Here is a 13,392-nt window from a genome sequence, read left to right as displayed (position 1 = left end):
TCGGGCCGCCCTCACACCACGCCCCTCAACTCCCCCTCTCCTTAGGCAAGGCAGGTCATGACACCGTCCCAGTCACCCCGAACGACCCAGCCGACCCCCCTCCCCCAGCCGTCGGGCAACGCCCTGCTCGACGCCCTGCCGGCCGACCCGCGCATCGTCGAACTGGGCCAGCCGCTGTTCACCGGGATGCCATGCTCGCCCAACCACCCCGGCTTCCGCATGACCCTGGCCCGCCGCCACGGCGACATGGTCCGCCCCGACGGCGGTTCCGCCTCCAACGAGGTCATCGTGACCGGGGGCCATGTCGGCACGCACATCGACGCGCTCTCCCACGTCAGCCACAACGGCAAGCTGCACGGCGGGGTGGACGCCGCCGAGGCGCAGACCGGCGGATCCTTCTCGCAGCACGGCGCCGAACAGACCCCCGCCATGGTCACCCGCGGTGTCCTGCTCGACGTCGCCGCCGCGCACGGGGTCGACACCCTGCCGGGCGGCTACGGCGTCACCGCCGCCGACCTGGAGCGCGCCGCCGAACTCGGCGGCGCCGAGCCCCGTCAGGGCGACGTCGCCGTGGTGCGCACCGGCTGGGCCCGGAACTTCGACGATCCGACCGCCTACCTCGGCAAGGACTCCGGCGTCCCCGGCATCACCGAGGACGCGGGCGCCTGGCTCGCGGCACGCGGCGTGAAGGCCGTCGGCAGCGACACCACCGCCTGCGAGCAGATCCCGGCGGGCGCGGGCCACAGCGTCCTGCCCGTCCACCGGCTGCTGCTCGTCGAGCACGGCATCTACATCATGGAACACCTCGTGCTCGAGGACCTCGCCGCCACCGGCCAGCACGCCTTCCTCTTCGTCGTCGCCCCGCTCCGGATCGTCGGCGGCACCGGCTCCCCCATCCGCCCCGTCGCGGTGGTGGCCTGATGACCGGCGCCTCCACGGCCACGGCCACCCCCGCCCAGCGGCTCGCGGCGTTCGCCGTCGCCACCCGGGACGGCGAACTCGGCGCCGAGCAAAGGCAGAAGGTCACAGGGCATCTGCTCGACCTGCTCGGCAACAGCATCGCCGCGCTGTCCGAACGGCCCGGCGCCGCGGTGCGCGAACTCGTCGAGGAGTGGGGCGGCGCCCCCGCCGCCACCGTCATCGGCTCCACGACCCGGCTGCCCGCCCCCTCGGCGGCGCTGGTCAACGGCACGCTCGCGCACAGCCTGGACTTCGACGACACCCACCTGCCGTCCGTGCTGCACCCCTCCGCGTCGGTCCTGCCCGCCGCCCTCGCCACCGCCGAGGCGGTCGGCGCCACCGGGGCGCAACTCCTCGACGCCGCCGCCGTCGGCATCGAGGTCACCTGCCGGCTCGGCATGGCCCAGTACGACGAGAAACTCGGCAACTCGGTCTTCTTCGACCGGGGGTTGCACGCCACCGCCATCTGCGGCGCGATCGGCGCCGCCGTGGCCGCCGCGATGCTCCGCGGCCTGGACGCCGACGGCGTCTGCTCGGCGATCGGCATCGCGGCGAGCATGGGTTCCGGCATCATCGAGGCCAACCGCACGGGCGGCACCGTCAAACGGGTGCACTGCGGCTGGGCAGCGCACGCGGGTGTGGTCGCGGCCGACATGGCCCGGCTCGGCCTCACCGGGCCGCCCACCGTCCTCGAAGGCCGATTCGGTTTCTTCCAGGCGTTCTGCGGCGACCGCTTCGACGAGGCCACCGTGGTGGCGGCGGTCACCGAAGGACTCGGCGAGCGCTGGGAGCTGGCCAGGCTCTTCATCAAGCCGTACCCCTGCAACCACTTCACCCACGCGGGAGTCGACGCCGCCATGCGGCTGCGCCGTCGCGGCGTCGACCCGGGGCACGTCGCCCGGCTGACGCTCGGTGTGCCCGCACCCGTCCTGCGCACCATCGCGGAGCCCGCGGCCGAGAAAGCGCACCCGCGCTCCGGCTACCACGCGGCGTTCAGCGGCCCGTACACGGTGGCCGCCGGGCTGCTCGCCGAACCCGACGCGCCGGGCCACGGACTCGGCGTGTTCCACGCGGACTTCACCGACGAGGCAGCGGCGGACCCCGCACGCCTCGACCTCGCCGCACGCGTGACCTGCGTCGCGGACGAGGAGTGCACGGCCGTCTTCCCCCACCAGTTCCCGGCCGTCCTCACCGCCGAGCTCGACGACGGATCCACCGTGACCGAACGGGTCATGGTCAACAGGGGAAGCCCGCAGGACCCCCTCGACGCCTCCGAACTCACCGCGAAGTTCCTCGCCAACGCTCTTGGCGCCGGTGCCGAACCCCTGGTGCGAGCGCTGGCCGACGAGGTGTGGAACATCGCCGCGGCCGCGGACACCACGGGGCTGACCCGCACGCTGTCCGCGGTGACGGCCGGCACATGAGGCAGCGCAGCAGACTCCCCATCACTCTTCCGAGGTGAACCCATGAGCTCCTCGCGTTCCCACGTCCGGTGGCTGACGCTCGGACTGATCGTCGCCCTCATCGTGATCAACTACATCGACCGCAGCGCCATCAGCTACGCGGTCGACCCGCTCACCGAGGCATTCGGCATCAGCAAGTCCCAGTACGGGCTGATCAGCAGTGCCTTCTCCATCGGCTACATGGTGTTCGCCTTCATGGCGGGCCCCCTCGTGGACCGCTACGGAGCACGGCGCATCCTGCTCGTGGGCGTGGCCATCTGGTCGGTGGTCACCGCGGTGACCCCTGTCGCCGGCTCCTTCATCGGGCTGTTCGTCACGCGGATCATCCTCGGCGCGGGCGAAGGGCCGGGCTTCCCCGCGGCCAGCCGTACGGTCAGCCGCTGGCTGCCGCAGAAGGAACGCGGGATCGCGCTCGCCATGGTCGGCGGTGTGGCCGTGTCCGGCTCGCTGCTGATCGGCGGACCGCTGGTGTCACAGCTGATAGCGGTCCTGACCTGGCAGGGCATGTTCTGGGTGCTCGCTGGTGTCGGCTTGCTCTGGTTCGCCCTCGCCTACGCGCTGCTCAAGAACACCCCCGACGACCATCCCAAGGTGTCGGAGGCGGAGCGGGCGTACATCGCCGCGGGGCAGCTCGAGGAGGAACGGTCCTCCACGGTGCGCGTCCAGTGGCGCCCGATCCTCACCAACCGGAACCTGTGGATCATCGCCGTCGGCTATTTCGCCTGGGGCTTCATGTTCTGGGGCTTCATGTACTGGCTGCCGGACTACCTGTCATCGGCGTACGACCTCAGCATCACCCAGGTCGGCCTGTTCACCGTGGCGCCCTGGGCGGCAGGCATCGTCGGTGCCCTCATCGGCGGGGTCATCACCGACCGGGTCTTCGCGCGCACCGGCAGCGAGCGCAGCCGCCTCACCATCATGGGCATCGCGCTCCTGCTCTCCGGCGCCTCGCTGATCCCGATCTTCAGCGCGCCGTCCCTGACCGTCTCGGTGACCTTCATCTCGATCGGCGTCGGACTCGGCTTCGTCACCGGAGGCATCTGGTGGGTCGCCGCCATCGACGCGGCGCCCTCCCAGCCCGGCGTCGCAGCCGGTTTCGCCGACGCGGCGTTCGCATTGTCCGGCATCATCGCGCCCTCCACGATGGGCTACATCGTGAGCCTGACCGGCAGTTACTCCAGCGGCTTCGTGGTGATGACGGTGCTCGCCGTGATCGGCGCGGGCTCGATGCTCGTCCTGCCGAAGCGGGGCGCGCGGCAGCGGCCACCTGTCGATACCCGAGCCGGCCTGGTCACCGAGGCACGGTGACGGAGCGCGCCGCCCCGCAGCCCGCGCCGGCCTCGGCGCGCGCTGTGGGGCGGCGCGGGGAGAGGTGCAGAAAAGCGGGCTCCGCGCCGCGCATGTCCGGAGCGGTGGCGAATTCCTCCTTGAGCGTTGCAATGATGCGGAGCCCATCGAAGTACGCCACCACACGGCGGACCGTACGAGGCCATACGGAGCCGGCGGGCGAACGGAGCCGGGTCCCGTGTGCGTCGCCGGCTTCCGCGGTCGACGCGGTCCGCGTACCGGCGTCAGGCTCGGTCAGAGCCGCGGCGCCCTGCGCGAGAAGCTCCAGTGCGGACCGTTCACGGTCCGCCTGTCGAAGACCACCAGACCACCGGCCGCACACGACACACGGCACACGGCATCACGAGGATTGGTCACCGCCGATCTTCCCCTTGGCCTCGTCATAACCGGCCTCGGCGGGCGGCTCGGTGGGCTCGTAGATCACGCGGATCACACCGGTCGGGAACACTTCGCTCGCCGTCACGCGCAGGTGATACGGCGCATTGCCCTCGTCGAACAACCTGCGGCCCTTGCGTGCCGCCACCGGGTGCACCAACAGGCGCAGTTCGTCGATCAGCCCAGCAGCGAGCAACTGCTGCACGACCGAGAGCGACCCGGGAACGAGAATGCCACGGACGCCGGTGTCGGCCTTGAGCGCGGTGACGGCATCGACAAGTTCGCCCCCGATCAGCTCGGAGTTGCGCCAAGTGAACGACCGCGGCTGTCGCGAGACAACGACCTTGCGCACGTCCCCCAACTGCTTCGCGAACGGCGCGTCCTCCCCGCCCGCGGCCTCGCGTCCGGGCCACGCGCCGGCGAAGCTGTCGTAGGTCTCGCGGCCGATGAGCAGCACGTCAGAGGTGTCGTAGTCCTCGGTGACGGCACGGGCCATGTTCGCGTCGAAGTACGGGAAGTGCCAGTCCGGGTCGATCTCCGCCACCCCGTCGGCCGAGATGAAAAGGCTGGAGATGAGCTTCGCCATCGCAGTGAACCTTCCGCTTCAAGTGGTGTCAGCGGGTAGACCGGCCTACCACGCCGAACTCATCGCAGTCGGCGAAGGAGATCCAGTTGGCGGCCGCGCACCCTTTTATGTGCGGGATGCGGACCTCATGGACGTGGCTCTGTCGGAGCTGCCCTCATGGCAACTGAACCGGCCGTCAGGCTGTGGCCGGCAGCACCGAATCCCCGCTCAGGAACTCGACGAGCCCGCTGGTGAACTCCGGGTCACGCAGTGCGCCGAGGTGGTCGCCGTCCACCAGGCGCAAGGTCCCTCGCGGGAGCGCCGTCGCCAGTGTTTCCGGACGGACGGCCAGGGGGTCTTCGCGGCCGGCGATGACCAACGCCGGCACAGAGATCGCTTGCAGCGCGATGGGCTCGGCGTGGGCCGCGGCGGCCTGCGCGGCCAGGGCCGGTCGATCGCCGCCGACCGCGTCCACGAACGCGCGGAACCCGGCAGCCGTCGGATCGGTGACCGACCCGGGGTCGTCCGTGCGCAGGGCGTGCTGGAGCGCCTGCCCACCGATCACCCTGGTGTCGACGCCCCCGCACTCCACCACACCGGCGCCCACCCCACCCACGACCAGGCGTCGCACCCGCCGGTCGCGGCCCGCGGTGAGCAGGGTGACGATCGCGCCCATCGAGTAGCCGACCAGGTCGTAGACGGGCTCGTCCAACAGGTCGATCAGGGCCATCACGTCTCGCGCCATCCTGGCCTCGCCATAGAGGGCGGGATCGTGTGGCTTGTCCGAGGAACCGTGGCCGCGTGCGTCGATGGTGGCGACGCGCCGACCCGTCCTGGTCAGCGCGTCAACGATGCCCGGCATCTCCCAGTTGGTCCGCCCGGAGGCGATGAAGCCGTGGTGCAACAGGACCAGCGGCAGGCGCGACCCACCGTCGTACACCTCGTACGCGATCCGTATGCCGTCGTCCGTGCGGAACACCGCCATCGTCGTACCTGCCCCTCGCCACCGGCCAACACTGCCGCCGCACTCTAGTCGAGCCATGACTTCGTGGCCCCGGGCGCAGCGGCCATCGCCTTCCACGAAGGCGGCGCGTGAGAAGGGATCGCAGGGCGCCGCCGGCGCCCGTGAAGTTCACCCACGCCGGCGCGACAGCGGAGCAAGGTCTCAACGCCGGACTTGGATGAGCGCGTGAGTGCCGCTCGTACGCCACTTCTGCTCGTACTCGGCCACGAGCGCCGCCTCCGTGGACGCGTCGAGCCCGACGACGACATCGGACTTGAGGGTGCGCAGTGCGGCCACCGGTCCCGGGAAGTATGCGGTGCGCCCGGCGAAGGAGTCGGTCGGCTGCCAGAGTCGGTCGCCGACCAGACGCCGGTAGTTGAGGTCGCCCTTGAACAACGTCACCGCGGCACCGCCGAAGTCGGCGCGCAGGTCGTCAGGCATGTCCGCGTATGGAAGCGGGGCGCAGGAGAAGGCATGGGCGCGGACGATGAGCCGATCGGTGGTCATCGCGGCCCACAGACGCTCACCGGCCTCCGACGCCGCACCATGGGCCGCCCGCAGACGGCGGAGACAGTCGATCACGTCGCTGGTGGTGGCATCGGACACGTAGTACGGGTACGGCTTGACGTGCAGGATCACTCGCTCGGCGTGCCGGTTGCGAAGCAAATGGTCGATGAGGACCAGGTCGGGCAGGAGTTCGCGGCCCGCGTTGTCCGCCACCAGGCACACGCTGGCCGGGGCTCCGGCGGTCAGCAGGGACCACAGCAGCGCGGAGTCGTCCGCGACGATACGGGAGTCACCCGCCACGCCTTCGCCTCCGGCCGAGATACGGAAGCCGAGGTCCGCACGGTTGCCCCACAGCGAACTGAGGAGCAGCGCCTGTGCCTGGTCGTCCGCGGGCAGCGGGGCGAGCCGGTCGAGAGCTGCGAGTTCCGCGTCGGCCTCCGCGGTGTGCAGTTCCGCCTGTTTGAACGGCCGGAAGGGGTCGATGCCCTGCCAGGGTCCCGGCCGGAAATAGCCGACGGCCTCGAGGAGTCGGCGGTAGAAGTAGCTCTCCGCCCACAGGAACGGCACGTCGAACCAGGACTTGCCGAAGTGGTCGCGTCCCCAGACCTGCCATTGCGACGCATCATGTGCGCCGGGTGGGAGAGGTTCGATCACGCCGTGAGCGGCATGCTCCAGCAGTGCGTCCAGTGCCCGGTGCTGCTCCGGCCCGTAAGGGAAGGCGTCGCGAACCTTCTGGATGAGGGCCGGATGCCGCTCGGCCAGCACGCTCCAGGCGAAGGATCCACGTTCGTCGCCTCGGATGACGGGCGCTTCGGCGTCGTCGGGTTGCACGGCTTCCAAGTCCTTCTCCTTCGGGGGCAGCGCCTGATCGGCGATCCGGTTCGCACGCAGACGTACAGACGTACAGACGTACAGACGTACAGACGTACACCCCCAGTGTGACCAAGCGGTGTGACAACACGGGCGAGGTGACGATCGGGTGGATCTTCGGCAGCCCGTTCATGTCCTGAGTGAACGCGAAGTCCTCGAATCCGACGCCCTCCGCGACCTTCAGCGGGGTGACCTTGCTGGCCTAGGGCTTGCCGCTCGCGTTGATCGGCTCCTAACCGTCGGACTCGGAGTCGACCGGAACGCGTCGCAGCTGCGGAGTTGGTGCTCAGGCTGGAGTCGACTCAGGAGGTCCTGTCTCGGTCGGAGATCACGCGGGAGACCGTCACGAAGGCGTGTGCCGAGCTGTCGGCCGCGGAGAAGGATTGCCGGGGCGGATCTGCCAGTGACGAAGCCTGAGCCGGAGTCGCATGCGCATGGGGCGGGCGTGGTGATGGGCCCACCGTGGCGGGACGGTCTGGTAACGACGGTGCTGCTGGACGTGTAATGGGACATCGCCCGGTCCATCCCATCAGGCGCCGGCCGTACGCGTTCGGAGGCTGACCGGGTCGTCCGCCGCGACATCCGCCGCGCGCTTCCCAGCAGGGCGAGCACCGTGCCGAGCGGTGAACATATCCACCCGCTCTGCCGACCGGTCGTTCAACTCTTCCCGGGTATCGGTTCCCGGTCCTGCTCCGTGCTCTCTCGATCAGACAGCCGTGGCCGCGGCCGGGCTCTCGGGGGACCGCACGGCGCGACGCTTGTCGGCGCGCAGCGCGACAGCGGTAGCCACGGCGCCGAGTCCCTCCCACAGACCCACCCCGATGAACCCCGCGGGAGCGCGGTCGCCGAGCACGGCCAGGGTGAACACCGTGCAGGTCACCAGACGGAACGGGACGGTCCAGCGGAAGAACGCGGTCCAATCGCTCGCGGCGGCGAGCACGTAGTAGACACCCATGTTCAGCGCGGCCATGGACGAGGCCGTCAGGAACACCACCGTGTGGTCGCCGTCACCGCGGCCCGCGTCCGGCACGGCCGCGAAGCCCATCATCTTGATCAGGGCGCCGGGCGAGGTCAGGCCCACGATGCCCATCACGGCGGCGAGCACGCCGAATACGCCCATGGTCCAGCCGGCCGACGAACGAGGCCAGAGCTTGAGCCGCACTGACTTCCCCCTGCCCCAGGGTTCAGCGGATGATCCGCTGAACCCTACGACAGAATGCGCGAGTTGACTCCCCCTGGGCGACAGCCCACAAAGTTCGGCCGCTGTGCCACGTCGGCCGATCAACCGAGCGCCTCTAGCCCCCGGCCGCACCCCCGACCAGCAGCACCCGGTCTTCCAGTGGCAGACTCCAGGGCCGTCCGCGCCGCGGCTCGTTCGGGACCTGGCGCCGCACGACGGTCATCAACTTGTCGAGGCAGCGCGGGCTCAGCCCGGTGATCGGGGCTGTCCAGGACTGCTCCGACGCCGTGATCACACCAGCCACATCAAGATCATCTCATCCGTGGTCTACGGCCGGAGGGGGTTGTCATTGGCGCCCAGTGCCCAAGAGCGCCTGGCTCTCCGAGTGGATCCAGCGCTGCTCGGCCAGCATCTCAGCCGCGTCACCGCGGGCAAGAAAGGCCGCCCATGGCTCGGTGCCCTGCCTGCCGAGGCGTTCGATTCGCGCGGCCTCGCGGGACTGAAGGGCATCCAGCGCCTCAATCACAGCTACAGGCTGTTCCCCGTATGCAGCACAGAGGGCATGAAGGCGGGCCCGCAGGGTGCTGGAGCCGGTGATCGATGCTCGTCGCTGCTGTTCCACGGGCCGCAGCGGGACGCTGTACCAGGCCAGTTGGGCCAAGTCGTCAATGGCATGCCCGGGTGCCGCGAAGTCCCAATCGATGAAGCCTATGAGCTGGCCACCGTCCCAGATCGAGTTCCACGGTCCGAGATCTCCGTGCCGGATCACCATGCCTGGCTGCCACGCTTCTTCCTGGCCCTGCCAGTAGGCATCGGACGGCGGCCGGAAGGTCCGGACGGCATCGTGATACTCCCGCAGCCAGCGGCCCAGCTCAGCAACTCCGCGTGCGGAGCGCAGAGCTTCCGGCCAGGGTGTGAACGCGGGCTCGCCAAAGAGCATCGACAGCACCTCGTCAGTGCCGTCGGTGCCCAACGCACGGGGAGCCCGGCTGAATCCCACCGCCTCCAGATGCCTCAGGAGGGCGTGTACAGCAGGTGTCCACTCACCCGCCGGCCGACGGATCGTCGCTCCGATCCGTCGCACTGTCGTGACACTGCCGTGGTCAGTGGCGCCGTCCTCAATCACCCGGCCAGCGTAGCCCGGCTACCGCAGCAGGCGCTGTGGGCTTTTCGCTGCAGGGCGCGAGGGCGGGTGGCGATTCATTCGTAAAGCCGCGCAGCGCTCAGAGCCCTGGCCATGAACGTCCAGTCGCCGCCGGCTGGCAGCTCCTGGCCGTGGTTCGCGTACCAGCCCGGAGCGTCCGACACCCAGGCTTCCAGAGCCGCCAGGAAACTCTCCAGCGTCGGGTTCTCCCAGGCCGTTCCGTTCGCTGCGTGATCTGCCCGCAGGCTCTGCAGGAAGGCTACGAGGGCGTCCCGATCGTGCAGTGCATCGTCGGGTGTCAGGGGTGTCGTCATGCCGCGGCGTCGTCCCAGCTGTCGAGCGTGATCCTGACCTGGCAATGGTGATCTGCGTGCCCGACCACTCGCCCGCTGATCATGCGGCCCACTGGAGGCGGGACGGTTCCCGCCGGGGTTCGTAGGACCTCGGCCAAGCCCACCGCATCGGGGACGCCCTCGATCAGAACAAAGACACCGAAGGGCTGCCGTCCAATGACCCTGCCGGTCACGGCCGTACCGATCGGCAACGCCGCCGCAGTCGCCGGCCACGCGTACTGAACGTTCTCCGGCGTCGGATCTTCACCGCTGCCCGGCCACACCCACCCCGTCATGATCCGAATCATCTCTGCAGCCGGCCCCCGGTTGTCCAGCGTTTCCTGCGACTGAGCATTCTCCAGCCTCAATTCGAGCAGATCAGATGCAGCGTGATCCAGCACCGCACAGGTTGAAAGAGGCTCACTGGGTGGGTGCCTCGGCGAGCGAGAGGCTGTTCCCGTCGGGGTCCAGCACGACGACGTGGCGTACGCCGTTGCTGTAGGTCTCGACCGGTTCGTGGTCGATACCGTGTGCGGCGAGGCGGGCCAGGATGTCGTCGAGGTCGTGCACGCCGAGCGTGATCATGGCTCCGCCTACTCGCTCTGCGCGCACGTCTCGATCGTCAACGACGACCCACGCGTTCTCACCGACCCGCCACAGGTACTCCTCGCCGATGATCTCGTCTGCTGGGCGCCCGAAGAACACCTCGAACCACTCCAGTGCCTTGGTCCGGTCACTCACGCACATGACGCTGTACAGATCCACTCGGATCGCTCCTCGGAGTCGTTTCGGAAGAATGACCACTCCCGTGACCGAAACTCATCGGAGGAGGTAGCCCGGTTCTCCCCAGAGGAGTTGAGACCAGGCTCACCCACCTCCGCAACGCCCGGCCCTACGCCCAGCTCGCGGCGGTCTCGTCGTGGAGAGTCGCCGCCGCAGCCCCCGTCCGGTTGTGTTGATGCGCGTCAGACCCTCTGGCAGGGTGACGCTGCAAACCGGGCAGGGAGTTCGAACCTCGAGTAGGACCGACGACCCGGTGCCGGTCCCAGACGCGGCCGCAGACATCGAGCGGGAGGGCCCATGCTGAAGCAGGTCGCCGAGGGTGTGCTGATCCACCAGAGTGAGTTGCTCGGGAACAACTCCGTTGTCGTGCAGGGCAGGGACGGCGTGCTACTCGTAGACGCCGGGATCACCGGCGCCGAAATGACCTGCCTGGCGAACGACCTTCGTGAACTGGGCCAGTCCGTGGTGGCGGGCTTCTCGACGCATCCTGACTGGGATCATGTGCTCTGGCACGCCGAGCTTGGCGAAGCGCCTCGATACGGCACAGCCCGGTGCGCGGCCTTCATGCAGGACGTGTTGTCGAACGCGGACTGGAAGGCCGGCGTCACCGAGGGGCTGCCGCCGGAGATCGCCGAGGACACACCGCTGGACTTGTACGGCCTCATCACTGGTCTGCCTGCTGGAACCGCGCGGCTTCCTTGGGACGGCCCCAAAGTGCGGATCATCGAGCATACGGCGCATGCCCCGGGCCATGCGGCGCTGCTGATCGAAGAAAGCCGAGTTCTCGTCGCCGGCGACATGCTCTCCGACGTCTTCGTTCCCATGTTCGAGGACACCGATAACCCGATCGAGGGCTACCTCGTCGGACTGGGACGGCTCGAGGGCGTAGCGGACGACGTCGATGTCCTCATCCCAGGCCACGGATCCGTCGCCAGGGACGAGGAGGTACGCGCAAGGATCAAACTGGATCGAGCGTACGTGGAGGACCTCCGTGACGCCCGGGTGTCCAGCGACCCACGGGTCGTATCGCCCAAGCCCGGCTGGGAGTGGGCAAGCGACATTCACGAAGGGCAGGCCCGACGCCTCGCCCGGGGAAGCGAGCGTGAGGGGAAGTCTGACTAAAGGTCCCCTTTCACCACCAGACGACCCAGTCTGTGCGCCGTTTTCAGGAGGGCGCCGCTGACCGCCGCCCCTGGCCGAGGCGATGGAAGCGTCTGCACAACACCACTCCCGCCAAGATCCGCTGGGTCGGTGAGCCGGCGATGGCCACCCTGCACGACTGGGGCCTCGTTCGATCAATAGATGAGCATCCTGACCAAAAGCGCCCACGCCAACGACTTTCTCCAGACAATTTCAGCCAATTGCGGACCGCCAGAGAGATCGCCGACTCACAACGGGGCGCTCAGAAGCCCCACCCGTCACCTCACTGACACCGAACTATTTGAAGCCGAAGCCGGTTCGAATTGAAGGCTCGGCTGATATTATTTCCTCTTCGATCTAAAAATCGAGATGCGGGTACCGGGGTTGGGGGGCCAATGGCGAACGAGGACGATCTCTTCGGCCGGCTGCCTGCGGCCAGCCCCACCCGGGCGGCCAACCGCAGGAAGGTCCTTCTCGCCGTGGCGATCAGGTCCGGCACCCAGGCCGATATCGCGCACCGCACCTTGCTCTCGCAGGCCACCGTGTCGGCCGCGGTCCGCGAACTCGGGGGGGTCGGCCTCGTACCCACCGCCAAGGAGCGCGGCAAGGTCTGCCTCTCAGCTGTGACCGCCGTCGGCGTGGGCGTGCACCTCGGGTTCAACCACATGACCGTGGTCGCCCGCAGACTCGACATGCCATTCGGCCAAGTGACCTCGCTGGGCAGCTCGGAGGGCGTCAGCAGGGGTTGGTCCCGGGCTCTGCCTGAGGTCAGGCAGATGATCGATGAGGCGATCGAAGGAACGGGGCGGCGCCGCTCCGACGTGTTCTCCCTCGGCATCGCCGTACCGCGGATGATCAACCCGCGCACCGGCGGCTTCACCCCGCCGATCCTGCCGCCCTGGCGGGCGGGCGACGACCCGGCGAAAGACCTGGGCACGTGGCTGGGCGTGCGCGCTTTCATCGACAACGACGCCAACCTCGGCGCGCTGGCCGAACAGACCTACGGCTCACGGGAACACGCCGAAACGGTGGTCTACGTGAAGGCGTCGACGGGTGTCGGCGCCGGCATCATCGTGCACAACAGCGTGCTGCGGGGCCACGGCGGCATGGCAGGGGAACTGGGTCACCTCACCGTGGACCCGCACGGCGCGGTCTGCCAGTGCGGTGGACGCGGCTGCCTGGAGACGGTGATAGGCGCCGACGCGCTGATCGCGCAGGTCCGTGCCGCACGGACCCGCAACAGCGTGCCCGCACCGGAGACGCTGGAGCAGGTCATCGGAGCCGCCCAGGCACAGGACGCGGTCTGCATGCGGGTGATCCACGACGCCGGCCGGCGCCTGGGGCAGTCCCTGGCACAGCTGTGCAACCTGCTCAACCCCGACCTTGTCGTCATCGGCGGGCAGCTCGCCCAGAGTCCGCTGCTGCTGGACGGCTGCAGGGAGTCCTTGCGCCGTTTCGCGCTGCCCGGCGCGGTCGCCGAGGACTCCGAGTTCGTCCTCGACCTCAGCGAACTGGACACCCGGGCCGAAGCCCAGGGCGCTTTGATCCTGGGACTTCGTGGCATGGAGCACGCGGCCAACACCACCTAGACATCCGACTTTCGAACTCGTATCTCAGGCGCCAGGGGCGCTAATGGAGATGCTCGATGGTCAACGTGCCGCACAAGCCTCTCCCTTCTTCGATATGACGCCGCGGGCCCGATGTCACCGCCGTGCTCGTTCAA

14 protein-coding genes and 1 pseudogene are annotated in these 13,392 nt (G+C 69.0%); 5 read left to right on the top strand and 10 right to left on the bottom strand.

The genetic code is table 11. The features are described from left to right. Positions 1 to 57: 57 nt before the first annotated feature. The 3 genes from ABD366_RS33265 to ABD366_RS33255 are packed head-to-tail and all read left to right on the top strand — an operon-like array spanning position 58 to position 3,731. A complete protein-coding gene (locus ABD366_RS33265; protein WP_324775079.1) occupies positions 58 to 921 on the top strand; it encodes a cyclase family protein in 864 nt (287 codons plus the stop codon). Beyond that, positions 921 to 2,384 (top strand): MmgE/PrpD family protein, encoded by a 1,464-nt coding sequence (locus ABD366_RS33260; protein WP_324775081.1) that lies wholly within the window; start codon positions 921 to 923, stop codon positions 2,382 to 2,384. The genes ABD366_RS33265 and ABD366_RS33260 overlap by 1 nt, the downstream gene beginning before the upstream one ends. A 42-nt stretch (positions 2,385 to 2,426) precedes the next feature. Further along, positions 2,427 to 3,731 (top strand): MFS transporter, encoded by a 1,305-nt coding sequence (locus ABD366_RS33255; protein ID WP_324775083.1) that lies wholly within the window; start codon positions 2,427 to 2,429, stop codon positions 3,729 to 3,731. Here ABD366_RS33255 and ABD366_RS33250 read toward each other — a convergent pair. The 10 genes and pseudogenes from ABD366_RS33250 to ABD366_RS33205 all read right to left on the bottom strand — a co-directional run bounded on the left by ABD366_RS33250 (position 3,715) and on the right by ABD366_RS33205 (position 10,487). Next, positions 3,715 to 3,894, bottom strand: a complete 180-nt coding sequence (locus ABD366_RS33250) for a hypothetical protein (protein ID WP_324775085.1) — start codon at positions 3,892 to 3,894, stop codon at positions 3,715 to 3,717. The two genes, ABD366_RS33255 and ABD366_RS33250, sit on opposite strands and share 17 nt — an antisense overlap. A gap of 216 nt (positions 3,895 to 4,110) precedes the next feature. After that, positions 4,111 to 4,731 (bottom strand): dihydrofolate reductase family protein, encoded by a 621-nt coding sequence (locus ABD366_RS33245; protein WP_324775087.1) that lies wholly within the window; start codon positions 4,729 to 4,731, stop codon positions 4,111 to 4,113. Between the two features lie 175 nt (positions 4,732 to 4,906). Further along, complete coding sequence (locus ABD366_RS33240) at positions 4,907 to 5,695, bottom strand: alpha/beta fold hydrolase (protein WP_324775089.1); 789 nt, start codon at positions 5,693 to 5,695, stop codon at positions 4,907 to 4,909. Positions 5,696 to 5,875: 180 nt separating this feature from the next. After that, positions 5,876 to 7,060: a damage-control phosphatase ARMT1 family protein gene (locus ABD366_RS33235; RefSeq protein WP_411293867.1), complete on the bottom strand. Its 1,185-nt coding sequence runs from the start codon at positions 7,058 to 7,060 to the stop codon at positions 5,876 to 5,878. Between the two features lie 736 nt (positions 7,061 to 7,796). Beyond that, positions 7,797 to 8,210: a hypothetical protein gene (locus ABD366_RS33230; protein WP_324775145.1), complete on the bottom strand. Its 414-nt coding sequence runs from the start codon at positions 8,208 to 8,210 to the stop codon at positions 7,797 to 7,799. A 196-nt stretch (positions 8,211 to 8,406) separates the two neighbouring features. After that, positions 8,407 to 8,574: pseudogene (locus ABD366_RS33225) on the bottom strand (IS5/IS1182 family transposase); the annotation flags it as partial. 42 nt (positions 8,575 to 8,616) lie between these two features. Beyond that, a complete protein-coding gene (locus ABD366_RS33220; protein WP_324775091.1) occupies positions 8,617 to 9,396 on the bottom strand; it encodes an aminoglycoside phosphotransferase family protein in 780 nt (259 codons plus the stop codon). 74 nt (positions 9,397 to 9,470) lie between these two features. Continuing rightward, complete coding sequence (locus tag ABD366_RS33215) at positions 9,471 to 9,728, bottom strand: DUF7660 family protein (RefSeq protein ID WP_324775093.1); 258 nt, start codon at positions 9,726 to 9,728, stop codon at positions 9,471 to 9,473. Continuing rightward, positions 9,725 to 10,147, bottom strand: a complete 423-nt coding sequence (locus ABD366_RS33210) for a hypothetical protein (protein ID WP_324775095.1) — start codon at positions 10,145 to 10,147, stop codon at positions 9,725 to 9,727. Before ABD366_RS33210 ends, ABD366_RS33215 begins: the two co-directional genes overlap by 4 nt. Before the next feature lie 19 nt (positions 10,148 to 10,166). Next, positions 10,167 to 10,487, bottom strand: a complete 321-nt coding sequence (locus ABD366_RS33205; RefSeq protein ID WP_324775097.1) for a VOC family protein — start codon at positions 10,485 to 10,487, stop codon at positions 10,167 to 10,169. A gap of 339 nt (positions 10,488 to 10,826) precedes the next feature. Between ABD366_RS33205 and ABD366_RS33200 the strand changes: the two genes are divergently transcribed. Both ABD366_RS33200 and ABD366_RS33195 read left to right on the top strand, forming a co-directional pair. Then, on the top strand, positions 10,827 to 11,651 hold the full coding sequence (locus tag ABD366_RS33200; RefSeq protein ID WP_324775099.1) for an MBL fold metallo-hydrolase: 825 nt from the start codon (positions 10,827 to 10,829) through the stop codon (positions 11,649 to 11,651). A gap of 413 nt (positions 11,652 to 12,064) precedes the next feature. Continuing rightward, a complete protein-coding gene (locus ABD366_RS33195; protein ID WP_324775101.1) occupies positions 12,065 to 13,258 on the top strand; it encodes an ROK family transcriptional regulator in 1,194 nt (397 codons plus the stop codon). Positions 13,259 to 13,392 lie beyond the last annotated feature (134 nt).

It is taken from the genome of Streptomyces kunmingensis (genome assembly GCF_039533535.1).
GTDB lineage: Bacteria > Actinomycetota > Actinomycetes > Streptomycetales > Streptomycetaceae > Streptomyces > Streptomyces kunmingensis.
This window is presented reverse-complemented; position numbering and strand designations above follow the sequence as displayed.

What these genes read in the sequence shown, in the direction of transcription:
- ABD366_RS33265 (WP_324775079.1), top strand. Translation starts at nt 58, where the DNA reads ATGACACCGTCCCAGTCACCCCGAACGACCCAGCCGACCCCCCTCCCC.
- ABD366_RS33260 (WP_324775081.1), top strand. Translation starts at nt 921, where the DNA reads ATGACCGGCGCCTCCACGGCCACGGCCACCCCCGCCCAGCGGCTCGCG.
- ABD366_RS33255 (WP_324775083.1), top strand. Translation starts at nt 2,427, where the DNA reads ATGAGCTCCTCGCGTTCCCACGTCCGGTGGCTGACGCTCGGACTGATC.
- ABD366_RS33245 (WP_324775087.1), bottom strand. Translation starts at nt 4,731, where the DNA reads ATGGCGAAGCTCATCTCCAGCCTTTTCATCTCGGCCGACGGGGTGGCG.
- ABD366_RS33240 (WP_324775089.1), bottom strand. Translation starts at nt 5,695, where the DNA reads ATGGCGGTGTTCCGCACGGACGACGGCATACGGATCGCGTACGAGGTG.
- ABD366_RS33230 (WP_324775145.1), bottom strand. Translation starts at nt 8,210, where the DNA reads ATGGGCGTATTCGGCGTGCTCGCCGCCGTGATGGGCATCGTGGGCCTG.
- ABD366_RS33215 (WP_324775093.1), bottom strand. Translation starts at nt 9,728, where the DNA reads ATGACGACACCCCTGACACCCGACGATGCACTGCACGATCGGGACGCC.
- ABD366_RS33200 (WP_324775099.1), top strand. Translation starts at nt 10,827, where the DNA reads ATGCTGAAGCAGGTCGCCGAGGGTGTGCTGATCCACCAGAGTGAGTTG.
- ABD366_RS33195 (WP_324775101.1), top strand. Translation starts at nt 12,065, where the DNA reads ATGGCGAACGAGGACGATCTCTTCGGCCGGCTGCCTGCGGCCAGCCCC.